This is a genomic window from Mesorhizobium sp. NZP2077 (assembly GCF_013170805.1).
Lineage (GTDB): Bacteria > Pseudomonadota > Alphaproteobacteria > Rhizobiales > Rhizobiaceae > Mesorhizobium.
In genome coordinates this window covers 3,031,775-3,053,910 of sequence record NZ_CP051293.1, presented here as the reverse complement: position 1 = coordinate 3,053,910, position 22,136 = coordinate 3,031,775, and the positions used below count along the sequence as shown (strand labels likewise).

Here is a 22,136-nt window from a genome sequence, read left to right as displayed (position 1 = left end):
CTCAGTTCCCGGTCGAGGCGCCTTGCGCCGGTTTTTGGCCACTATCGGCCACCGCCGTGGAAGATGCGGACGAAGAGGTTTGCGCCCGATCCTTCACCTCGCCGGTCGTCTCGTCGATCGTCACTTCGACGCCGGTCGCATCACCGCCGGGGCGCACGAGCTGCAAGCCCTCGACGATGACGCGGTCGCCGTCGCCGACGCCCGAATCCACCAGCCAGTTGTTGCCGACGCTGTTGCGCACTGCGAGCACGCGCGTCTCGACCTTGCCCTGCGCGTTGATGACCATGGCGGTCGCCTCGCCCTTGGTGTTGCGGGTGACGGCGCGCTGCGGCACCAGGAAACTGTTCTGGGCGACGCCCTCTTCGACCAGCGCCCGCACATACATGCCCGGCAGAAGCAGTCGGTCGGGATTGGGGAACTCGGCCCGCAGCGCAAAGGTGCCGGTCGTCTGGTCGACATTGGCGCCGGCGAATTCCAGCTTACCGGTCTGGTTATAGATGGTGCCGTTCTCGAGCTTCAGCTTGACGCTGACATTGGGGCCGCTGAACTTCAGCCGGCCCTCATTGATCGCCTGGCGCAGATTGAGCAGATTGGTGCTCGACTGCGTGACGTCGACATTGATCGGATCGAGCGAACGGATGGTGGTGAGCAAGGTGTCCTGGTTGGCGGTGACCAGGGCGCCTGGCGTCAGCGACGACTTGTCGATGCGGCCGTCGATCGGCGCGGTGATCTTGGTGTAGTCGAGATTGATGCGCGCGGTTTCGACACTGGCCTTGGCGGACGCCACATCCGCATTGGCCTGCGCCAGCGTTGCCGCGGCATCGTCATAATCCTGTTTCGAAACAACGTTCTGCTTCAACAAGCCGGCATAGCGGTCGAACTTGGCCTGCGCCGTCGGTACCGCCGCTTCGGCCTTCTGCTGGGCTGCCTGCGCACTGTCATAGGATGCCTGGTAGCTCGCCGGGTCGATGAGGTAGAGCGGCTGCCCGACCACCACCTCGCTGCCCTCCTTGAACAGCCGCGCCTGGATGATGCCGTTGACCTGCGGGCGCACATCGGCGGTGAGCGAGGCCGACGTGCGTCCCGGCAGTTCGGCGGTGATCGCCACCGATTGCGGATGCAGCGTGACGACACCGACCTCCGGCTTGCTTGCACCGGCCATGCCGGCGGGAGCTTTGCTCCCCTCCTGCGAACAGGCCGCCAGAAGAACCGTGGCGGCAAGCGCTGCGGCCCATGGCGCGAGCCGGCGTACCGGCTGGGAAGACGGGCTAGACTGGATAGACATGGGCTGGATGATCTTTCGCTGGAGTTGCGGTCGCCGTCTGGCTGTCGGGATCGGATCGCTCCACCAGCAGCCGGGCAAGATGCCGGCCAATGAAGTGCTGGATGTCGTCCATGAAGGTGTAGACGACTGGCACGTGGACGAGACTGAGCACGGTCGAGGAGATGAGCCCGCCGATCACGGCGATCGCCATCGGCGCCCGCGTCTCGGCGTCGGCGCCGATGCCGAGCGCGATCGGCAACATGCCGGCGCCCATGGCGATCGATGTCATGACGATGGGCCGTGCCCGCTTGCGGGCGGCATCGAGCAGTGCGTCGAAGCGGCTCATGCCACGCTCCTTCTGAGCGACCAAGGCGTACTCGACAAGCAGGATCGAGTTCTTGGCCGCAATGCCCATCAGCATCAATATCCCGATCAGCGGCGATATGCCAAGCGCCTTGCCGGTGATCAGCATGAAGCCGAGCGCACCGCCGACCGACAGCGGCAGCGCGACCAGGATGGTCACCGGCTGCACGAAACCGCGGAAAAGCAGCACCAGCGTCAGGTACATCAAGAGAATGCCGGCGGCGATTGCGGTGGCAAAGCCGGAAAACAGCTCCTGCATGCGTTGGGCGTCGCCACGCGCCAGCTCTTGCACGCCGGCGGGCAGGCTGCGCATCGCCGGCAAGGCATGGATGGCCGTGGTCGCCTGGCCAAGCGTCATGCCGGAAAGATCCGCCTCTATCGTGGCGCTGCGGCTGCGCCCGACCCTTGTGATGCTGTTTGGCCCGGCATTGAAGCCGATATCGGCGACGGCGCCCAGCGGCACCGTGCCCTTGCTGCCGATCAGCGGCAGCATGGCCAGTTTCGCCGGGTCGTCGATAGCGCCGTCGGGCAAGGTCACGACGACAGCCACCTGGCGGTCGCCTAGATTGAACTTGGCCAGGCTGGTGTCGGTATCGCCGATGGTGGCGATCTTCACCGTCGACGCGATCTCGGTCGGTGTCACGCCAAGCTCGGCCGCCCTGGCGCTGTCGGGGCGCACGATCAGTTCCGGCTTGGTCGTCGCCGACGTCGAGGTCGGATTGATGAGGCCGGGCACCGACTTCATCCCATCGATCAGCGCATCGCTCGCCTTCTGCAGCGCCCCGCCATCGTCGCCGACCAGCGTGATCGCCACCTTGGCGCCGGCAAAGCCGTCGGCGCCGAACTGGATGCGGGCGCCCGGGATGTCGTTGAGCTTCGGTGACGCCTCGGCCTCGAACTGCTGCTGGCTGACGCTGCGCTCGCCGCGCGGCTTCAGATTAACGGTGACGTTGGCGCTGCGCACCTCGGCGGAGGTCGACCCACGGTTCGGCCCGCCGCCCGAGGTGGCCGCGGTGCCGATGGTGGCAAAGATGCTGTCGACGGCCGGCTCGTCCTTCAGGCGCCGTGTGATGTCCTGGACGACATCTGTCGTCTGTTCGATCGTCGACCCCGGCTGCAGCTCGACCGAGATCATCGAGCGGCCGCGATCGGTCGCCGCCATGAATTCGGTCGGCAGTTTCGTCGCCAGCGCCAGCGAACCGGCGAAGAAGGCGATGCCGGCGACAAGCGTGATCCAGCGATGATCGAGCGCCTTGCGCAGCAGCCAGAGATAGGTCGGCACCCAGGCCGGCAGGTCGTCCTCGCTGTGGCCGCCAGCGCGCACCAGATAGGCGCCCATCAGCGGCGTCAGCATGCGCGCCACCAGCAGGGAAAACAGCACCGACACGCAGACGGCGACGGCAAAGGAGAAGAAGAATTTTCCTGGAATGCCGGGCATGAAGGCGACCGGCAGGAACACCGCCACGATGGTCGCCGTGGTCGCCACCACGGCAAGCCCGATCTCGTCGGCGGCCTCGATTGCCGCCTGGTAGGCGCTGGCACCGGTCTGGCGCATATGGCGCACGATGTTCTCGATCTCGACGATGGCGTCGTCGACGAGGATGCCGACCACCAGTGACAGCGCCAGCAAGGTGATGTTGTTGAGCGAAATGTCGAATGCGGCCATGACCGCGAAGGTCGGGATCAGCGACAGCGGCATGGCGACCGCCGAGACAAGCGTCGCCCTGATGTCGCGCAGGAACAGCCAGACGACGCCGATGGCCAGCAGCGCGCCAAGCCACAGCGCCTCGAATGCGGCGTCATAGCTTTCCTGCACGAACCCGGAGGATGAGGTGACTTCAGTGAATTTCGCGGTGTCGGTCTTCGTCGCTATCTCCGCGATTGCGGTCCGCGCGGCTTTGACCACGTCGATCTCGCTCGATCCGACCGACCTGTAGACGTTGAAGGCGACGACCTGCCTGCCGTCGAGATAGGCGGCCTGGCGCGGCTTTTCCCAGCTGTCGACCACGCGGCCGAGATCCGAGAGCTTGACGCCGCCGGCGCCCGACAGCGCGATGCGGGTATCGGCCAGCGCCCCGACGGTGCCGGCACTGGCCAGCGTACGCACCGACTGCTCCTGGCCACCGACGCTGGTGCGGCCGCCCGGCTGGTTGACGTTGTTGGAGGCGAGCGTCTGGCTGACATCGCCGGCGCTGATGCCGAGTGCCGTCAGACGGTCCGGATCGAGCTCGACGCGGATGACGCGGTCGACGCCGCCCGAGCGGGTGATCTTGGAGACGCCGTCGACGCCGAGCAGCGCCTTGGCGACATCATTGTCGATGTACCAGCTCAGTGCGTCCGGCGACATAGAGGGCGCCTCGACGACATAGGTCAGCACCGAATTGCCTGACGCGTTCATCTTGGCCACGACCGGCGTCTGCGCGGCCGCCGGCAGGCTCGACTGCACCTCGGACTCGGCGTTGCGGACATCGTTGGTGGCGGTCTCGGGGTCGATGCCGAGCGTGAACTCGACGGTGGTGACGGACGAGCCCTCGCTGATCGAAGTCGAGACGTCGTCGACGCCTTCGAGCGTCGCCACGGCATTCTCGACCACCCGCGCCACCTGCACTTCCATTTCGCTCGGCGCCGCGCCCGGCTGCGAGACGGTGACGGTGACCGTCGGCAGGTCGATGTCGGGCATGTTGTTGGTGCGCAGCTCAGTGAAGCCGTAGAGGCCGGCAATGGTCAGCGACAGGAACAAAACGATGGTCGGCACCGGGTTGCGGATCGACCAGGAGGAAATGGCGTTCATCGCGCCGCCTCCGTCACCTTGCCGCCGGCGTCAGTGCCCGCTTGCGCGTCGGCGATACGCACCAGATTGCCGTCGCTGAGGAAGCCGGCACCGGCGACCACGACGCTGTCGCCCTCCGACAGCCCGCTTTCGATGGCGACGCGGCCGTTCTGGTGCGCGCCGGTGGTGACTGTGCGGGCGGCGGCCTTGCCGGCGGCATCGACGACGAAGACAACAGGTTTGCCGTCCTGCCAGACGAGCGCGGCCTCGGCGACGCTGAGGCTCTGAGAGGCGGCGCCTGCGATCGAGACGCGGGCGAACATGCCGGCTTCAGGCCCGAGCCTTCGCCGAGCGCGACATAGACGGTGGCGAGCCGCGTCGTCGAACTGACCGTCTGCGCGATCGAAGAGACGCTGCCGGCAAAAGTCCGGCCCGAAGCGTCGACGACGCTGGCCGCCTGCCCGACCGAAATCGCCGGCAGGTCCTTTTCGGGGACAAGCACGCCGACCTCAAGCCTGCCGTCGCGGATGATCTTCATCAGCTCGGTGCCGGCCTGGACGATCGAGCCGGCAACCGCCGGCCGGCTGGAGACGATGCCGTCGAAGGGCGCTCGGATCGTCGCCTGGTCGAGCTCGGCCTGCAGCCTGTCAGCGGCGGCCTTGGCCTGCTCGACCGAGGCCCGGCCGGTCTTGACGGCGGTCGCCTTGTCTTCCGCCGTCTCGGCGCTGATTGCCTTGCTGGCCAGCAGCCTGTCGGCGCGGCCGGCGGCGGACACGGCGGCGTCCAGCGTCGCCTGCGCCTGGTCGACCGCGGCCTTCTGCTCGGCCAGCTGTGCCTTGAGCACTGAGGCGTCGAGCCGGGCGACGACATCGCCGGCCCGCACATGGTCGCCTTCGCCAACCAGAAGCTCGGTCAATTTGAGGCTGGAGGTCTCGGCGCCGATGGTTGCTTCCTGCCAGGCAGCGACGGTGCCGGTGGCGCTGATCGACGAGGCGATCGCCTCGGAGCGCACCTTTTCGACCGCGACCGTCAGGCTGGCCCGCGGCGCCGCGACCGCCTGCGCGGCTGGCTCGACTGTCGAGCGGCCATAGGCGCTCAGCGCCGCCATGGCGACCAGGACGATCAGCACGCCGCCCATGACAAGATAAGTCTTACGCGATCTTGCGGTCATGATGTCCGTGGCTGTTGGGCTGCTGCGAAACCGGCAGCGACAGCCGCCAGGCGGCAAAGTGCAAGCGCACCGCGCCCTTCAGCGTGTCGGCGGGCAACGCCGCCGGCGCGGCGGCATGATTGGCGCGCTGACTGACCGAGAGCCTCGGGCTCATCGATGCGATCAGCCGCAGCATCATCATGGCTTCCCACATTGCCGTGTTTCCAGTGCATCGTTCGAACGGTGGGATGGCGGACATGGCCCGCCATCCCTGAAAAAACCGGCCGGCCCGAGAACGGGTTGGACACCGCGCCGGCCGGCGCAGCCGGAGGGAGTTGTCAGCCATTCCCGGGTTGGGGTGGCGGAAGCTGTCTGCCCTGGTCGGGCGGACCTCCAGGTCCGGCTGCATCTTCCGGCGGGCCGCCCCAGGGACCGGGGGGTGGTCCGTGGGGGCGTTCCGCCGAAGCCAGGATTTCGAGCTGTTCGGGCGTGAGCTTGGTGCGCAGCTCGGCGATCGCGTCTTTCAGTTTGGCGGCTGAAGCCGCGCGAGCCGTGACGTCATCGGCCAGCCTTTCCTGGATGGCGAAGGGATCGGGCCCGCCGCCCGGTGCCGCATCGGGGCCCTTGGCCTCGGGCTCGCCAGGGCCGGGGCCACCAGTGCCACCGGGACCACGGTCATGCCGTGGCGGCGAGAGCACGGCCTGCAGCGCGCTGGTATAGTCGCGCCAGGCGTCGAGCTGCTGGCTGCGGATGCCGACGCGCGTCTCCAGCGCCGCCAGCCGGGCGGCCAGCATGAATTCCGGCGGCGGTCCCATGCGGTGCGGGCCGAAGCCTTCGGGACCCTGCCGGCCAAAACCCTGGGGACCGGGCCGCATCGGCCCATGCGGTCCATTCTGGCCGAACCAGGGCATCGGGCCATGGTCCGGTCCATCCTGAGCCATGACCGGCGGTTCGCCGGGCGCGGCGCCGGGGTCGGGCTGAGCCGCCAGCACGGGGTGGATTGCGGCGACGGAAAACAGGCCGAGCGCAAGAAGTCTGCTTCGCATGACGATGTTCCTTTCTCTCATGCATCGGACGGCCATGAGGATAGGAAGCCTGTTTGTCTGCTTCACGTCGGCGTGTTGCCGAAGGTTTCCGCAAAAGGGCAATTTGTTTCCGAATGTTTCTGGCTCCGGGTCAGAAACATTGCGTTGCAATTTTCCATGCCGCTTTGGCGCGCGCTCCCTATAATCACGCCTAAGCAAGGGCACGAGCAATGCAGTCACAACCCCATATCCTCGTCGTCGACGACGACCGCGAGATCAGGACGCTGCTCGGCCGCTACCTCGACGGCCAGGGTTTTCGCGTCTCGGTGGCGGCCGACCGGCGCGAATGCGAGCAGAAGCTCGGCGCCGGCCAGTTCGACCTCGTCGTGCTCGACGTCATGCTGCCCGACGGCTCCGGCCTCGACATCTGCCGTGCCATGCGCGACCGCAAGCCGCATGTCCCCGTCATCCTGCTGACGGCGCTGAAGGAAGATGTCGACCGCATCATCGGCCTGGAGCTCGGCGCCGACGATTATCTCGGCAAGCCGTTCAACCCGCGCGAACTCACCGCCCGCATCCGCGCCGTGCTGCGGCGCGCCGCACCCGAGGAGGCGCCGGCGCCGCGCGCCCGCATCTACCGCTTTGCCAGCTACCGGCTGGAGCCGGACACCCGCAAGGTGATGGATGCGCGGGGCGAGCTTGTCGACCTCACCGGCGCCGAGTTCGACCTGTTGCAGGTGTCCTCGACCGCCCGGGCCGGCTGCTGTCGCGCGACCAGCTGCTTGATCTGACGCAAGGCCGCGAGCGCGACCCGCTCGAGCGCTCTGTCGACGTGCTGATGAGCCGGCTGCGCCGCAAATTCTCCGACACCGGCGACGGGCCGCTGTTCAAGACCGTGCGCAATGGCGGCTACCAGCTGACCGCGCGTGTCGACGCGGTGGAGGCGCAGGCGTGAACTCGCTGCGCCGCCGCCTCATCCTGCTGCTGGTTATTTCGATCGTCGGCGTCGTCGGCCTGGCGACGGCCGCCGTCATCAGCGTGCGCGGCGGCGGGCCGCCGCCGGAGCTGACCGTGCCCTGGATTGCCCAGCAGATGGAACTCGTGGTGCGGCTGCTGCCGGGGCCGATACCGGACGTGCTGCGGGTGCAATTCTCAGACCATCCGGCCGCCGGCAAGGTCGCCCGCCCGGAAACGGAAATGCTCAACGACATCCTGCAACGCCGCGGCTTCGACCTCCTAGCGATCATCAGCAAGAAGCCGGACGAACCGGGCCAGATCGCCTCGGTGCAGATGCCCGACAGGCGCTGGGCGATCATCGAGGTGCCTCACCTCAACCCGCCCGGGCGCGAATGGCTGATCCTGGCCGGCTGGATCTCGCTGATCGTGGCCGGCGCCACCGCCGTCTCGGTCTATTTCACCTCGGTGCTGATCCGGCCGCTCGAAATGCTGGAGGCCGCCGTCTCCAAGATCGGCTCGGACGGCGTGCTGGCCGCTGTGCCGGAAGCGGGCTCGGCCGAGGTCAAGGCGACGGCGCATGCGCTGAACCAGCTCTCGTCGCGGCTGCGCACCGCCATGGAAAGCCGCATGCGCCTGGTCGCCGCCGCCGGCCATGATTTGCGCACGCCGATGACGCGCATGCGCCTGCGCGCCGAGTTCCTCGACGAAGACCGCGACAAATGGCTTCACGACCTCGACGAGCTCGACCGCATCGCCGACAGCGCCATCCGCCTGGTGCGCGAGGAGGTCAACCAGGATGCCGTCGAGCCGCTCGACCTGCGCAAGATGGTGGAGGATATCGAAGCCGAGATGGCCACGCTCGGCCATGCCGTCTCGATCGGCCACGTCGACAAGGTGTCGGTGCGTGCCGGCGCGCTTGGCCTGCGCCGCGCGCTGCGCAATTTGATCGTCAACGCCGCCACCCACGGCAAGGCCTGCAGCATCGACCTCGCTTTGGACGACAAGCGCGCCGTGCTGACCATTTCCGACCACGGCCCGGGCATCCCGCCCGACCTGATCAACAAGGCCTTCGAGCCCTTCTTCCGCGTCGACCCCGGCCGCCAGCAATTCATCCCCGGCGCGGGGCTGGGTCTGGCCATCGCCAAGGAGATCATCGAGCGCTATGGCGGGACGGTGACGCTGGAGAACCGCAGGGGTGGCGGGCTGGCGCAGACGGTGGTGTTCGCGGCGGTGTAAGGGGCATCCCAACCCGGATTTCTGGTACTCGCCTAGATAAGAGACATCTAAAGAATACCCCCCACTTTCCACCCGCTGATCAATCGAGCCCCAGCCACACAATAAAGCTCGGCCCGCCAAGAATTTCAGTCAAAACAGAACTAATTTTCGCGGCCTGTTAAAGCGAAACTTCAGATTTATGTGCAATTTTCCTGCCGCAGACTTGGGGCCGACACTATCCGGCCCGGGGCGTGGAGACGGGTTCATTGCCGGAGACTGAAGCAACGACATCGGCGCTTGCGCAAACCGGACCTGTCGGCGCGCTGCCGGCCACGCTCGACGAATCCGCCGTTGTCGCGCTCGACGAGGCAGCCAAGGGCACCGGCTTCGATCCGGACCTGCTGCGCGCCACGCCAGCGCGCGACATCCGCCTGCAGATCGAGGCCATGGTGGCGCTTCTGGAGAAGGTCGACCATCGCAGGCTGCTGGCCAGGCAAGGCATGCTGGCGCGCATGACCGGCGCCGATGTCGAGGCGCGGCTGGAATTCGAACTCGCCGGCCAGCAGGTCATGATCGCCGCCAGGCAGCTGCGCCAGGCCGCCCAGAACGGCAAGCGCCTGCGCATGCTGATGGCCAAGGCGCGCGCGGATCTCATGGCCGAGCAATCCAGGCTGGAAGGCGTTATCGCTGCGGCAAGACGGCTGCTGGCCACCTCGCCCGGCAGCGACGATTTCGTCGTCGCCCGCTTCGAGCGCCGCCTGGCCTCGATGATGGCCATGCACGCAGCTAACATCCTCACCATCCAGCAGTTCAACCTGTCCAGCGAGGTGCTGACCGGCCTGCTCGACCGTTTCACCGATGTCGACACGCTGCTCCTGCCCTTATGGCAGCGCAATGTGCTGGCGCTTGCCCATGCCGCGGGCGCAGACACGCGCCGCACCGCCGCCGGCGACTTCGTCACATCGCACCAGAACCTGATCTCCTACCTCAAACAGGACGACGCTCATGACCTCCGCTAGCCAGCTTGTTCGCGACGTCACCCAGGATCTGAGCGTATCGGGCACCGTCGACCCGGAAGTGGCGCGGCTGGCCGCGACCATCGATTTCCACTCGCCGCTGTCGATCCAGGAATTCGGCAGCGAGGTGGCGGAACGCTCGGCCAGATACACCGACGAGATCCTGGCCAGCGCACGCACCGGCGACCTCGACGACACCGGCGCGCAACTCAACCAGATCGTTGTCGCCGCGCAGCAGTTCGATCTTGAATCGCTCGACAATTCGCTGGCGCGCACACCGCTGATCGGCGGCCTGATCAAGCGCTTCGTCATGACCAAGGAAAAGGCGCTGGCGCGTTTCGAGACGGTCAAGACGCAGGTCGACAAGCTGGTCGCCCAGGTCGAGTCGACCGCCGGCCTGCTCAACCGCCGCAACCGCGACTACCAGACGATGTATGAAGGCGTGCGCGAGGAATATGCGCTGCTCGGCCGGCATGTCGAGGCGATCACGCTGCGCCTTGCCGATCTCGACGCCGAGATCGCCGGCCTGTCGGCGTCCGATAACAACGACATCGACGGCAGCGAGCGCGTGGCCGTGCTCGAGGCCAACCGCAACCAGCTCGCCAAGCGGTCCGACGACATGCGGGTGCTGCAGCATGCCGCCATGCAGATGCTGCCCATGGTGCGCATCATCCAGTCGAACAATCTGTCGCTGGTCGACAAGTTCCAGACCATCCGCCAGCTGACGCTGCCGGCGTGGAAGCGCGCCTTCATGCTGGCGCTGACGCTGGACGAGCAGAAGAGCGCCGTCGAGCTGGCCTCGACCATCGACAATGCCACCAACATGATGATGCGCCGCAACGCCGAATTGCTGCACCAGAACTCGGTCGCGACCGCCAAGGCCAACCAGCGGCTGGTGATCGACATCGACACGCTGCGCGAGGTGCACCAGAAGATCCTTCTGACCCTGGCGGACGTGCGCAAGGAGCACATACAGGGCGCCGTCGAGCGCAAGCAGGCGATTGCCGAGCTCGAGCGGCTGCGCACGGAGATGACCGAGGGCGTCAAGGCCATCGGGCTTGCCGATGCCTGACACCCCGGCCTTCGTCAGGCGGCTGGCATCGTTGGGCAGCGGGCGTTCGACGGCGCCGGCGGCGCCTGGCCAGACAGGCACCGCACGGACCAGCTCGCCACCGCGCCCCGCACCGGTCGAGACCGGCGAGCCGAGCGAGCACGCACGCCAGCTCGGCGCGGTCTCCGGTACCATCCTGTTTGCGGGCGAGCTTCTGGCCTTCGTCGGCATGATCGTGGCTTTCCTGGCCACGCAGTGGTGGCCGGCCGATCCGGCGTCGCTGTCCGGCCTCGGCGGCTCGATCTACATACCGGACCTGCTGCAAAAGCTGATCGCGTTCATCGACCCGATGCCCAGGCCGCATATGATCGGCATCGGTGTCACCGAGATCAGGCTGACCGACACGATCATGCAGGTGATCCTGATCGCCGGCGCGGTGTCCATCCTGCGCGCACGCTGGGTGCTGGCCGGACTGATCTGCGGCTTCCTGGCCTTTCCCTGGCCGATGATCGGCTATCACTTCCCCTCGGCGCGGGTGGTCCTGTGCCTTTATGCCTTCATCGCGGTTTTCGCCATCTTGCGCTTGCCCCGGCGCGCCTTGTTCATCCTGATCCCGGTCGGCGCGCTCTTCGGACCGTTGATCATCGGGGTCGCGACCTCGGTTTTCATGCAGCTTTTCGGCGCGGCCGCGCCGCCGCGGGTGCGCTACAGCGAAGTCGCCTTCGCGCAGCTTCAGGCCAACCAGGGCAAACCGGCGACGGAAATGGCCAAGAACGGCAAGCCGGTCGTCCGCGTCACGACGCTGGCCGGGTTCGACGCATCGAGCCCGCAACAGCAGGCGGCCAAGGCCTATGTGATGGCGCAGGAACTGGCGCTGCGCGGCGATGCCGCCGGGGCCGCACAGGCAGCCCGCGACGCGCTCTCGGGAGACTTCGGCGCCAACGCTTTCGACCGGCAGCGCCTCGCCACCATCATGGATTTCGCCACCGCCGGCGGGGCCTCGGGCGATGCAGCGAAGGACACCTTGCTGTCGAGCTACCAGTTGCATCGCACACTGGCCTGGGCCGCCTTGGTTGTCGGCACGTTGCTGTGCCTGATCGGTCCTTTCGCCGAGATCATCGCCACGCGCATCGCCAGGCGTGCACGCCGCACCGACAAGGTGCAGCGCCAGCTCGAGGCGCAGCGCGCCGAGCTCGCCGGCACATCCGTTAACGGCACCTTCGGCAGGGCGCAATCCTTTGGCGTACAGTCCATCGCCGCCATGGACGCGGTGTCCGTCATCGCGGCCATCGCGCGCCGCTTGCGCCTCTATCGCCTCACCGCCATGGCGCTGGCCGGCCTCGCTTTGGTCAGCTTCTACTGGGCCTATGCGCTGCACCTGCCGCCCGCGGCCGCCAACGGCGCCTTCGACAACATCGCGCTGATCGCTCGTGCCGGCGAATTCTGGAAGGCGGCGGGGCTTGCCGCATCGGCCAACTTCCCGCTGCCAACGTTGCCGTGGACGCTGGTCGGCATGATGACCTCGCCGCTGTCGCTTTTCGCGCTTGCCGTGATCGTGCTGACCAGGTTCAGGAAATACGCACGCTTCGTGCTCGCCGGCTTTGCCGTCCTATTGCTGATGGTGCCGTTGCAGCAGATGGCGCCGGTGGCGACGCCGGCGCAGCCGGCCACCGCCTCGGCCTTCGGCCCGGAGCTGCGCGCGGCCCTGCTGCAGGCGGCTGGCCAGCCGGCCCCGGCGATCGATGGCTTGCGCACGAGCACCCCGGAACAGGCCGACCTGCCGCCGATCGACGGGTCGGTCGCCGCCTACACGCTGGCGCAGATTGCCTATGTCGAGAACCGGCCGGCCGATGCCGGCATGCTGCTCGCCCGCATCGTCGATCCCGGCGTGCTCATGGGCCGCATCAACAACCAGCGCGCCGACCTGATGCTGGAATGGGCGCAGGCGAACGGCTATCCCGCCCGCGGCCTGGATTGGACGCCGAACCTGCCGCAGCCGATGGCCGAGACGCGCGCGACAGGCCAGTTTTTCCTCATCGCCGGCTTGGCACTGCTGGCACTGCTGGCCGCCACGGCCGCACTCATCGCCATCGCCGGCCGGCGCTTGAGCCGCATCAGTTCACTGGTCGACGCCCGCCGCCAGATGCAAGCCTCGATCGACGCGGCGTGGTGAGGAAATGCCGTTAGCCCTACCCCGCAATCGCCATCGGCACGGCGCTCTTGTTGGGGATCTGGATATCGATCTCCAGCGTCGACATGGTCTCGCCGCGGTCCATCGAGACCTGCAGGTAATCCTGGTCGATCTGCACATGCTTGGCGATGACGGCCATGATCTCCTCGCGCAGGATGGAGACGAGGTCGGGGTGGTTGCGGTTGCGGCGCTCATAGGCGAGCAGCACTTGCAGCCGCTCGCGCGCCACCGGCGCGCTGGAGCGCCGCTTGAAGATGTCGAGCAGGTTCATGCCGCCCTCCTTCCCAAGAGACGATCGAGGAAGCCCTTGCGCTCGAAGGGCACGACGACCGGCAGGTCCTCGCCCTCAAGCCGCCTTGCGGCTTCGATGTAAGCCTTGGCGGCCAAATTGAGCGGCTCCGACAGCGTCACCGGCGAACCGAGGTTGGAGGCGCGCAGCACGTCCTGGCTCTCGGGAATGATGCCGAGCAGCGGCACCGACAGGATTTCCAGCACATCGTCGATGGAGAGCATTTCGCCGCGCGCGGCGCGCCCCGCGTCATAGCGGGTGACCAGCACGTGCTTGGCGATCTGCTCGCCCTGTTCGGCGCGCATGGTGCGGGCGTCGAGCAGGCCGATGATGCGGTCGGAATCGCGCACCGACGACACTTCCGGATTGGTGACGATGACCGCCTCGTCGGCAAAGCGCATGGCGAGCTGCGCGCCGCGCTCGATGCCGGCCGGGCTGTCGCAGAAGACATAGTCGAACACCGAGCGCAGCTTGTCGATGACTTCGCCCACACCTTCTTCGGTCAGCGCATCCTTGTCGCGCGTCTGCGAGGCCGGCAGCAGGAACAGCGTGTCGACCCGCTTGTCGCGGATCAGCGCCTGCGACAGCTTTGCCGTGCCCTGGATGACGTTGACGAGGTCGAACACGACGCGGCGTTCCGCACCCATGATCAGGTCGAGATTGCGCAGGCCGACGTCGAAATCGACGAGCGCCACCTTCTTGCCGGTCTTGGCCACGGCCGCTCCAAGCGCAGCCGTCGAGGTGGTCTTGCCGACGCCCCCCTTGCCCGAAGTGACCACCACTACCTTGCCCATGAAAAAGCCTCCGTTGTTATCAGTTTATTATCCGGCCGCCTGACGGCCGGTCTCAGCTCAATGTCTCGACGCGCAGGCCGTCGCCGTCGAGGAAGGCCTGCACCGGCTTGCCGCGCGACACCCCTTCCATCTCCTCGGCGGTGATGTACCAGCCGTCGACCGACAAAAGCTCGGCCTCGTTGCGGCGGCAGAAGATGCGCGCGCCGGTGTTGCCCAGCGCACCCGCCGAGGCCCGCCCGCGCAGCGTGCCATAGACATGGATCGAGCCGGCCGCGACGATCTCCGAACCGGACGCGACCGAGCCCAGCACGATGACATCGCCATGCGCATGCATGATCGCCTGGCCGGAGCGGATCGGCGCCTTGATCATCAGCGTACCCGAATCGTAATGCGAAACCTGCGGCTCGCTTTCCCCGGTCTTGCTTGCGCCAGCCTTGCCCTTCGCAGCGATGCCGGCGTCGGCCCGCGCATCCAGGCCGCGCTCCGGCGCCCTGCCCTCGGCCTTGCCCTCCGATGTGCCGGCACCCTCTTGCCCACCCTTGCGGCCAGGCAGCAGCCCATCCGTCGTCGCCTCCTTGGCGCCGACCAGCAAAGGCGGCAGGTCGGGGCCGAGCACAGCCCCTTCAAGCTCAATCGCATAGATGCGAATGCCGCGCGTACCAAGCTCCGCCACCAGCGCCGCGATCTCGCTCGGCTGCGGCTTCAGCACATTCAAATCGAGCAGCACCGGCCGCCCGGCAAAATAGCCCGGCGAGTTGCCGATCCAGTGATCCAGCCCCTGCAGCCACTCCGCCATGGGCGCTTCCGGGGTCAAGGTGAAAGCGACGAAAGAGCGGGCACGAAAGCGAATGGATTTGGCCTCGAGGGGAGCGGCAAAGGTCACGGCTGGCGAATCCTTACTGAGAGGTAAACGCTAGCGAGGGAATGGTTAACGAATGGTTAATAGGGGTGGTGGATGGGGGTGGAACTGGGCAGATGCGCGAGAATTGGAAGGTCGGCTACTACCCGGCGACGTACTGGTAGCGAGAGTAGGTCGGTCGGAACTCACTTCGAACTGACGGATTGAATTCAAGTAAACTCTAGGCAAGACTAGACCGCCACTGGGGGAACAATCTTGGCGCGTTCGTCACCATCAATAACCGCCCTCGCCTCATTGCTGCTATACTCGGCGCCATGGTCTGCGCAGGCCTCGGATTGTGGGGGGATACACGGCAGGAACACCACGTCGGAAACTTCAACTTTGTGACCAGTTCATGGGTTGAGGCCAGGGGCAACCTCAAACGCTATGTTTCCTGTGTAGGGAACTTCGATGCCGCCAGCGATCTCCTGGTAACTTGGTTCATCGCTGGGCCGTTCACATCCTACGTCCCTGCCACCGAGTCCACTGAGACACCGAGGATGAGCTCCGATCTCAACCCCCGGCCAATCAACGGCTGCATTAAGTTCGGAAACTTGAACAACTACACACCCGCGCAATTCATGGGATCGGCAGCTGACGAGGCTGAAAATGCGCATTCGAATGGATGTGCGGGACTGGCACCGTCTGGCGGCGACACCATTGAAGGAGCCTTTTTGACTGACGGCTGGAGCGACAACGTCCGTGTGTTCTTCCCCAGTGATCCTGACAACCCTCACGATACGATGCTCGAACTAACCGGTACTATAGGCCTCACAAATGTCGGCGAGGGGAACTATGAGAGCTTTTTCAAATACCGAGCCGCCCGGTATAAAGATCGACCTGATGGCCAACCCGGAGATGTTACTGTCACGCCCGTCTTTCCGTACGATAGGGAAAAATTCTTTTCGGCATACTATAACACCAATAAGGAAGCGGCGCGGCTTGGGAGCGACGGCAACATCACATTCAAAGTCGATGCACTCTCTGCGATCTGGCGTCCAGTACCAGCTTACTACGAGTTTCGAGACCGCCAGAACCGCGTTCTTGGAGCAATCCCGATGCCCTTGCTTGGTACGGCCGGTGCTAATTGAAAAAGTTGGAAAATACCTTTGAGGTGGTTCTCAGCGCGGTGCCCAGCGTAGCATTGGGGTTCGTCACGGCCTGGTACGATCTGCTAAGAGACACGGCACTCGTTCGCCCTGATATTCCAAACTTGGTGAGCAACATGGCAATCGCAATAGGCGCATTGCTGACAGTGTTTCTGGTGCTAATTGGCCGCGAATGGCCACCAGGATATAAGGCAGTGCTGGGGAAGCGCAGTCTAACCGTCGGCGTGATCCTCGCACTCTGCTGTTATGGATTTCGCCTTTTCCTCAGCTACCCCCGCAATCGCTTTGTCCAAGGCGTGGTTACAAACGTGTGGGACCTTTTTGCATGGGTTTGTATCGTCGCCTTTATCCTCGCGGTGACGTTCGCCTCAATGTATGCGTTATCGAGCTGGGCGAAAGACGCCGAAGAGGAATAGGCTATTGTAGCCGGCTGGCCGCTTTCCTAGCTGGTCAGCAATGGCAAGCGGCTTAGGAGCTGAAGCGTCTTGAGGACTTAACCCGCGCCGCTGCTGGCGTTGAGTTGCCGCCTACTGCTGATGTCGTGCGTCGGCTCAAAAAGCGCAGCCTGTGTCTTTTACCAAGCAAAAAGGGCTACCGTGGCCAACTGCAACACCGAGCAAACCATGCGCGGAGTCCGAAAGGTCGATTGGCATGATCTCCGGCAAGACAAAGCTCTTACCTCGACTGCGTACGCGGGCCCTGGGGACCCGCAGCACGCGCCCCGTTCGCAAGCAGGCCGACAGTTCGCGGCGTAGCGCTCCCCGACCCTGAACGAAGAGGGCTTGATAGATGGCTTCGTGGCTGATGCGCATCGTCTTGTCGTCCGGGAAGTCGATCGGCAAGCGTCGGGCGATCTGCTCCGGGCTCCACGCGCTGGCCCATCGCCGATCCTTTCGCGGACCGTGCCGGCGGCCCTTCCACCGAACGGCCGGACCAGGAACGGCGGCGCCACTTGGGGTCATGACGACGCCGGCCAGTCGCTGCTCCACATAAGTGCGCAAGGTTGTGTTGAGCGCAAGCTTGGTCGGTTTGGGCCGATGGGCCGATCGGTCGGCGTGCCATTGGGCTGTCGATGCACGATATTCCAGCCCGCCGCTGCGCGTCGCGGCATTGCGTCGTAGCTCACGGGAGATGGTCGAGGCGGATCGGCCAAGTCGGCGTCCGATCTCGCGTCTCGAAAGGCCCTGAACGCGAAGAAGTGCGATCTCCTCACGTTCCGCAAACGCAAGGTATCGCTCTGACGGCGGCTTGGTGGAAGATCTGAACATCGCTGGTGCCATGCCGCCCGCCTGTCGGAACAATCTGGTTCCAACAGGCTGCGACATACCAGCCGCCAGCGCAGCATCTTCGCTGGTCAGCCCCTGCGCTATCCCCAACCAGAATCGCTGGAGTTCAGATCGCCCCGCCACTGGCGGACGTCCCGGTGACGGCAACGGCGCCCGTCCAGAACGGTGGGATCGTCGCTTTCCAATGCCCATCGCAACCTCCTTCGTTCAGGTGTTGCGACGACCGCTTGAATCCGCCATGTATACACGCGACCTCGCTGATCCCGATGGCCATGCCGTGGGCGCGATGTGGATGGATTTTTCCGCAATGCCTTCCGGCGACAAGGCGGACTGACCTAGGTACTCCATCGAAGACATATGGCGGCGTAGCGCAGATTCCCCACCCCTTCAAAACGGATGCACGACCCAACGACACAGGCTATGCTGCCCCGATCGGGCCGACGTCATCCAAGGGGAGGACATGACATGCAGGCAATGCCGATAGCGCATCAGGCCGCGCAACCCGTGGCCGGCCCCGTATCCTCCCTGGCCGGCTATCCGGCCGCCGTCCTGTGCTGGCTGCTCTCGGCTGGTGTCTATATCGCGGCCAAATGGGTGGCGCCTGAAATGCCGCCCTGGGGCCTCTGCTTCTGGCGGCTGACGCTTGCTTGCGCCATCCTGCTGCCGATCGTGCACCGTCATCACGACGCGATGATCGGGCTTTTGCGAACGCGCGCCGTGGAGGTCGTCGCCGTGGGGGCGATCGGCCTCACGCTCTGCCAGGGTATGATCTACCATGGCCTCAACCACACCGACGCCACCACGGCCGGCATCATCATGGCGCTGTCGCCTGTCATGACGATGGTGCTCGCCCGTTTCGTGCTTGGCGAGCCGCTCGGGCTGTGGAAGTCGCTTGGCGCGCTGGTCGCGCTTGCCGGGATGATCTTCATCGTTGCCCACGGCAACCTGACAGCGCTGCTGCAACTCAAGGTCAATGCCGGCGAGCTGTGGATCGTCGGCAGCGCGTTCTGCTGGGGCCTCTACACGGTGCTCTTGCGCCGTGCCAAATTCGGCATCGAACTGCTGCCGATGGTCGTGCTGCTGCTCGGCGCCGGTGCGCTGGTCGCCTTGCCTTTCCATGTGTGGGAACTGTTCAACGACGAACGCTCCGCCATGAACGTCCACAGCATTCTGGCACTCGCCTATCTGGCAGGTCCCGGCGGCGCCTTGATGTACTATCTCTACAACAAAAGCGTGGAAACGCTCGGCGCGAGCCGGGCAAGCATGCTGCTCTACCTGCAGACGGTGTTCGTCGCCATACTCGCCTACCTGCTACTCGGCGAGGGCTTGCACGATTACGATCTGGTCGGTGCGGCCTTCATCGTCGCCGGCATCGTACTCGCCACCGTGGTCAGGCCAGCTCAACCACGCGTGGCGTAGACATCTTGCGAGTGACGGCAAGCCGCTAGCGCTTGGCCGACCGATGTCGGCTTTGGCGGTGCGTCACCATCGCGACAGGCAGAGGCAAGCCTCAATGCCGCTTGAAATACTGCACCTCGCGCTCATGCTTCTCCGCCGCCTCGCGGTTATCGAACGTGCCCAGGTTCCGCCTTTTCCCGGTCTTCTCATCCTTCTTGCGCGAATAAAGCCGGTATTTGCCGTCCTTGAGTTTGCCGATCATCTCGCTCTCCCTCGCTACGGATCGATCAGGATTTCCGCTTGGCCTTGAGGCCGCGGGCGGCTTGCTCCGTCGCGGCGCGGTCGTTGCCCAGGCGGTCGATCAGTTCCTGCGCCTCGTCGCCCGAAATGCCAGTGCGCACGGCCAGCGCTTCGACCTCCAGCACGTCGGTGCTGGCGATCTCGCGGGTTTCCGGCAGCGCGTCGTCGGCCGTCAGCGGCAAAGCGGCTTCGCGGTCGATCTCCATCGCGGCCTGGTGCCAGTGGCGATCGTGGTCGCCATCGGCGCCGCCTTCGCGCTGCCAGATGGCATAGGCGCGGTCACGGATCTTGTCTTCGCGGTCGTCGGTCATGTCGGCTTCTCCCTTGTGTGAGGGATGAACGCCGGGTTGCGGGGATTGATCCAAAAAATTTGCGTGATTGATGGGGTGGGTGGGAGCGGGCGAGGTTTGCGCCCCTCAAGTCCCTCAAACCGGCAACCGCACATCCCCAGTGAACTCGTTCTCCACGGCCAGCAATGCCGCCACCATGTCCTTGTCGCGCTGCCGCTTCTGCAAATAGAGCCCGAGCAGCCAATCCAGCGAGATCCTGCCGGCGCCGGCGACGGCCAGCACGACCATGCCGCCCGATATCGCCAGGTCCTTTTCGAAATGCAGAAGTTCGTTCTGGCTGGCGAAGTTGGTGTGGAACAGCGTGGCGGTTGCAAGGCAGAAAAGGCCAAGGCCGATGGCGCCAAGGCGCGTCAGCAGGCCCGCCGCCACCGAGAGGCCTGCCCCCAGTTGCAGCGCGATGGTGGCGACGAACAACGGCAGGCCGACGCCTTGGGCGGCCATCGCCTTGGCGGCGCCGTCGAAATGGGTGATCAGTGTCACGCCCTCATGCAGGAAGATGAAGGACATCAGCAGGCGGCCGACGAGCAGGGTCACATCCCTGATGTGGTATTTGATGGCGAGGCCGGTGAGCTTCGCGGCGAGTTCGGTCGGGTTCATGGGTCAGCCTCCAATTTTTTGGCACGGACAAGCGCCGCACGCCCGGTCGGGCGCGCGCGCGAATGGCGCTGCGATGTCGGTTGTTCGAAAAGGCCGGAGCCGGCTCGAGGGAGAGGCGCCGGCTCCGGCAATGGGCGCCAGCCACGAGCGCCCAAAGTGTGGTGGGTTGGAAGGGACGGATTTGCGCCAGCCCCCACTTCGTCGCGGCTTCGCCGCGCCGCCTCTCCCCCACGTCCGTGGGGGAGAGGAAATGGGTCGCGCTTTACTGCGTCACCTTGGTGTCGATGGCCTTCTGCAGGTCGGCAAGCTCTTCGCAGCCGGCAGGGCAGAGTTTCTGCAGCGAGGCCAGCTGGTCCTTGGCCTTGGCCATGTCGCCGGTCTCGACATAGAGCTCGCCCAGATATTCGCGGGCGGCCTTGTGGTCGGGCTTCAGCTCCAGCGCCTTGTTGTAGTAAGTCAGCGCGGTGGTGAAGTCGCCGGTCTTGCGCAGCGTGAAGCCGAGCAAATTGTAGACATCGGCCTGCTGGTTGTCCTGCGCAAGGTCACGCAGATCGGCCAGCGCGCCCTTGTAGTCCTTGGCGGCGATCTTGGCCTGGACGGCGGTAAGGTCGGGCGCATCGGCGCCTTCGATATTGTCGACCGCATAGGCCGGCATGGTGGTGGCGACGGGAACCACGGTCAGCACGGCGATGGCGCCGAGCAGGCCGCAGAGGGCGTGCTTGCCCAAGAATGATCGTTTCATTGTCTATCTCGCTTGGTTTGGGTTGCCGTGCTCAGATCTGAACCGGCGTGAAGCCGTATGCATTGCCGTCCTTGACGAAGACGCCCGTGCCGGGGAATGGGAAGTGCGACCCGGAAATGCGGATCTTGTCCGCGATCACCCGGTCGATGATCTTGTGGCGGGTGGCAATCGCCGTCGGCCCATCCTGGTCGTAGCTGCCCTGCCATTCCGGATGCGGCGCCAGAAGGGCGGGCACGTACATGGTGTCGGCCGAAATCATAAGCTGCTCCTTGCCGGAATTGGCGAGGTACACCGAATGGCCGGGCGTATGGCCGGGTGCGGCGATGATCTGGATGCCGGGCGCAACTTCCGCGCCGTCCTGGACCAGCTTCCAGTTCTTCCATTTCGGAAAATTTTCGGCGATGCGCTTGCCCGCCGGCTTGCGGCCGTCGGGCAGCTTGGCCAGGCGGCTCGGATCGGTCCACCAGTTATATTCGGTGGCGTTGACGATCAGCTCGGCATTGGGGAACACCGGCGTGTTGGTGCCCTTCTCCATCAGGCCCCAGACATGGTCGGGGTGGAAATGCGAGATCATGATGGTGTCGATCGCCTTGTAGTCGATGCCGGCGGCGGCCATGTTGGCCGGCAGATGCGTGGCGTTGGCCTGCCATTGGCCGACGCCCGAGCCGGCATCCATCATGATCAGCTTGCCGCCCATCTTGAGCACGACGACGGTGAGCGGAATGGGCATGAAGTCGGTGGTCAGCCCCGCCTTGGCGAGTGCTGCCTTGGTGTCGTCGACGGAAACATCCTTGATGAAGGCCGGGTCGTGCGGCTTCTTCCAGATGCCGTCATAGATGGCGGTCACCTTGATGTCGCCGACCGTGTATTTGTAGAAGCCGACGCTCGGCTCCACCGGCGTCTGCGCGAAAGCGGGCCGGGTGAACTCGAGCTTGCCGGCAAGGCCGAAGGCGGCAGCAGCGGCGGCGGACTGAAGCACTGTGCGGCGTGTCATGCTGAACATTGTGTGTCTCCTGTGGGTTGCGGGTGGTGGCTAAAGTCTGAAGGCAAGGAATTCAGAGGCGACGGAGGGACGCGGTGGCATTGCTGTCGACGGAGGCGACAGGCTGGTTTTCGGCGCCGAAATGGTCGCTGCCGGCAAAGGCAGCACTCGAGGCAAGCAACATCGCAGCCACGCCGAGAGCGAGCTTGGTCATTTGACCGATCCTTGTTTCGTTTCTTCGGGTCGCGGGCCGGATTGGCCCCGCTGAAGTGAAGACCCAGCAGGGCCGCGCTTTATTCCCGGCGGTGGTGAGATTTTTTTGGAGGGCCGGATTCAAAGGGTCGCGGCCAGGCAAAGCCTGGGTTGGGAGCGCCGACGCCTTCAAAGAT

At 65.4% G+C, this 22,136-nt stretch carries 21 protein-coding genes and 2 pseudogenes; 8 read left to right on the top strand and 15 right to left on the bottom strand.

Annotated features, from left to right (window positions below; all coding sequences use genetic code 11):
- Window position 1 precedes the first annotated feature (1 nt).
- The 5 genes from HGP13_RS15165 to HGP13_RS15145 all read right to left on the bottom strand — a co-directional run bounded on the left by HGP13_RS15165 (window position 2) and on the right by HGP13_RS15145 (window position 6,593).
- Window positions 2-1,285 carry an efflux RND transporter periplasmic adaptor subunit gene (locus HGP13_RS15165; protein ID WP_246707391.1) on the bottom strand — a complete coding sequence of 428 codons (1,284 nt, stop codon included), beginning with the start codon at window positions 1,283-1,285 and terminating at the stop codon, window positions 2-4.
- Window positions 1,269-4,418: an efflux RND transporter permease subunit gene (locus HGP13_RS15160; protein ID WP_246707390.1), complete on the bottom strand. Its 3,150-nt coding sequence runs from the start codon at window positions 4,416-4,418 to the stop codon at window positions 1,269-1,271. The genes HGP13_RS15165 and HGP13_RS15160 overlap by 17 nt, the downstream gene beginning before the upstream one ends.
- Before the next feature lie 13 nt (window positions 4,419-4,431).
- Window positions 4,432-5,568 carry an efflux RND transporter periplasmic adaptor subunit gene (locus HGP13_RS15155; RefSeq protein WP_172226709.1) on the bottom strand — a complete coding sequence of 379 codons (1,137 nt, stop codon included), beginning with the start codon at window positions 5,566-5,568 and terminating at the stop codon, window positions 4,432-4,434.
- Window positions 5,549-5,806 (bottom strand): hypothetical protein, encoded by a 258-nt coding sequence (locus HGP13_RS15150; protein WP_246707389.1) that lies wholly within the window; start codon window positions 5,804-5,806, stop codon window positions 5,549-5,551. The genes HGP13_RS15155 and HGP13_RS15150 overlap by 20 nt, the downstream gene beginning before the upstream one ends.
- A gap of 79 nt (window positions 5,807-5,885) precedes the next feature.
- Window positions 5,886-6,593 carry a hypothetical protein gene (locus HGP13_RS15145; protein WP_172226706.1) on the bottom strand — a complete coding sequence of 236 codons (708 nt, stop codon included), beginning with the start codon at window positions 6,591-6,593 and terminating at the stop codon, window positions 5,886-5,888.
- A 209-nt stretch (window positions 6,594-6,802) separates the two neighbouring features.
- Between HGP13_RS15145 and HGP13_RS15140 the strand changes: the two are divergent.
- From HGP13_RS15140 to HGP13_RS15120, 5 genes and pseudogenes are all read left to right on the top strand, one after another.
- Window positions 6,803-7,527 (top strand): annotated as a pseudogene (locus HGP13_RS15140) (response regulator).
- On the top strand, window positions 7,524-8,765 hold the full coding sequence (locus HGP13_RS15135; protein WP_172226703.1) for an ATP-binding protein: 1,242 nt from the start codon (window positions 7,524-7,526) through the stop codon (window positions 8,763-8,765). Before HGP13_RS15140 ends, HGP13_RS15135 begins: the two are co-directional and overlap by 4 nt.
- Before the next feature lie 245 nt (window positions 8,766-9,010).
- Window positions 9,011-9,763: a hypothetical protein gene (locus HGP13_RS15130; RefSeq protein WP_172226700.1), complete on the top strand. Its 753-nt coding sequence runs from the start codon at window positions 9,011-9,013 to the stop codon at window positions 9,761-9,763.
- Window positions 9,750-10,832 (top strand): toxic anion resistance protein, encoded by a 1,083-nt coding sequence (locus tag HGP13_RS15125; protein ID WP_172226697.1) that lies wholly within the window; start codon window positions 9,750-9,752, stop codon window positions 10,830-10,832. Before HGP13_RS15130 ends, HGP13_RS15125 begins: the two co-directional genes overlap by 14 nt.
- On the top strand, window positions 10,825-12,984 hold the full coding sequence (locus tag HGP13_RS15120) for a hypothetical protein (RefSeq protein WP_172226694.1): 2,160 nt from the start codon (window positions 10,825-10,827) through the stop codon (window positions 12,982-12,984). Before HGP13_RS15125 ends, HGP13_RS15120 begins: the two co-directional genes overlap by 8 nt.
- 16 nt (window positions 12,985-13,000) lie before the next feature.
- Here the strand turns inward: HGP13_RS15120 and minE are convergent, their stop codons facing one another.
- The 3 genes from minE to minC are packed head-to-tail and all read right to left on the bottom strand — an operon-like array spanning window position 13,001 to window position 14,968.
- Window positions 13,001-13,273 (bottom strand): cell division topological specificity factor MinE, encoded by a 273-nt coding sequence (gene minE / locus HGP13_RS15115; protein ID WP_172226691.1) that lies wholly within the window; start codon window positions 13,271-13,273, stop codon window positions 13,001-13,003.
- Window positions 13,270-14,085, bottom strand: coding sequence for a septum site-determining protein MinD (gene minD / locus HGP13_RS15110; RefSeq protein ID WP_172226688.1), 816 nt, complete (start codon window positions 14,083-14,085; stop codon window positions 13,270-13,272). The genes minE and minD overlap by 4 nt, the downstream gene beginning before the upstream one ends.
- A 52-nt stretch (window positions 14,086-14,137) precedes the next feature.
- Window positions 14,138-14,968 (bottom strand): septum site-determining protein MinC, encoded by an 831-nt coding sequence (gene minC, locus HGP13_RS15105; protein WP_172226685.1) that lies wholly within the window; start codon window positions 14,966-14,968, stop codon window positions 14,138-14,140.
- Between the two features lie 515 nt (window positions 14,969-15,483).
- On the opposite strand from minC, the gene HGP13_RS15100 reads away from it, so the two are divergent.
- The gene (locus HGP13_RS15100; RefSeq protein ID WP_172226682.1) at window positions 15,484-16,074 is read left to right on the top strand and encodes a hypothetical protein; all 591 of its coding nucleotides are present in this window, start codon (window positions 15,484-15,486) and stop codon (window positions 16,072-16,074) included.
- Window positions 16,071-16,508 carry a hypothetical protein gene (locus HGP13_RS15095; RefSeq protein WP_172226679.1) on the top strand — a complete coding sequence of 146 codons (438 nt, stop codon included), beginning with the start codon at window positions 16,071-16,073 and terminating at the stop codon, window positions 16,506-16,508. Before HGP13_RS15100 ends, HGP13_RS15095 begins: the two co-directional genes overlap by 4 nt.
- Before the next feature lie 264 nt (window positions 16,509-16,772).
- Here HGP13_RS15095 and HGP13_RS15090 read toward each other — a convergent pair.
- Window positions 16,773-17,570 (bottom strand): annotated as a pseudogene (locus HGP13_RS15090) (helix-turn-helix domain-containing protein); the annotation flags it as partial.
- Window positions 17,571-17,843: 273 nt separating this feature from the next.
- On the opposite strand from HGP13_RS15090, the gene HGP13_RS15080 reads away from it, so the two are divergent.
- Window positions 17,844-18,797, top strand: coding sequence for an EamA family transporter (locus HGP13_RS15080; RefSeq protein ID WP_172226676.1), 954 nt, complete (start codon window positions 17,844-17,846; stop codon window positions 18,795-18,797).
- Window positions 18,798-18,888: 91 nt separating this feature from the next.
- On the opposite strand, the gene HGP13_RS15075 is transcribed toward HGP13_RS15080, so the two are convergent.
- From HGP13_RS15075 to HGP13_RS15050, 6 genes are all read right to left on the bottom strand, one after another.
- Window positions 18,889-19,038, bottom strand: a complete 150-nt coding sequence (locus HGP13_RS15075) for a hypothetical protein (RefSeq protein ID WP_172226673.1) — start codon at window positions 19,036-19,038, stop codon at window positions 18,889-18,891.
- Between the two features lie 25 nt (window positions 19,039-19,063).
- Window positions 19,064-19,387 carry a DUF2934 domain-containing protein gene (locus tag HGP13_RS15070; protein ID WP_172226670.1) on the bottom strand — a complete coding sequence of 108 codons (324 nt, stop codon included), beginning with the start codon at window positions 19,385-19,387 and terminating at the stop codon, window positions 19,064-19,066.
- Window positions 19,388-19,501: 114 nt separating this feature from the next.
- Window positions 19,502-20,023, bottom strand: coding sequence for a DoxX family protein (locus HGP13_RS15065; RefSeq protein ID WP_172226667.1), 522 nt, complete (start codon window positions 20,021-20,023; stop codon window positions 19,502-19,504).
- 262 nt (window positions 20,024-20,285) lie between these two features.
- Window positions 20,286-20,765 carry a tetratricopeptide repeat protein gene (locus HGP13_RS15060; RefSeq protein ID WP_172226664.1) on the bottom strand — a complete coding sequence of 160 codons (480 nt, stop codon included), beginning with the start codon at window positions 20,763-20,765 and terminating at the stop codon, window positions 20,286-20,288.
- 31 nt (window positions 20,766-20,796) lie between these two features.
- Window positions 20,797-21,768: an MBL fold metallo-hydrolase gene (locus tag HGP13_RS15055; protein ID WP_172226661.1), complete on the bottom strand. Its 972-nt coding sequence runs from the start codon at window positions 21,766-21,768 to the stop codon at window positions 20,797-20,799.
- Window positions 21,769-21,820: 52 nt separating this feature from the next.
- Window positions 21,821-21,961: a DUF680 domain-containing protein gene (locus HGP13_RS15050; protein WP_172226658.1), complete on the bottom strand. Its 141-nt coding sequence runs from the start codon at window positions 21,959-21,961 to the stop codon at window positions 21,821-21,823.
- Between the last annotated feature and the right edge of the window lie 175 nt (window positions 21,962-22,136).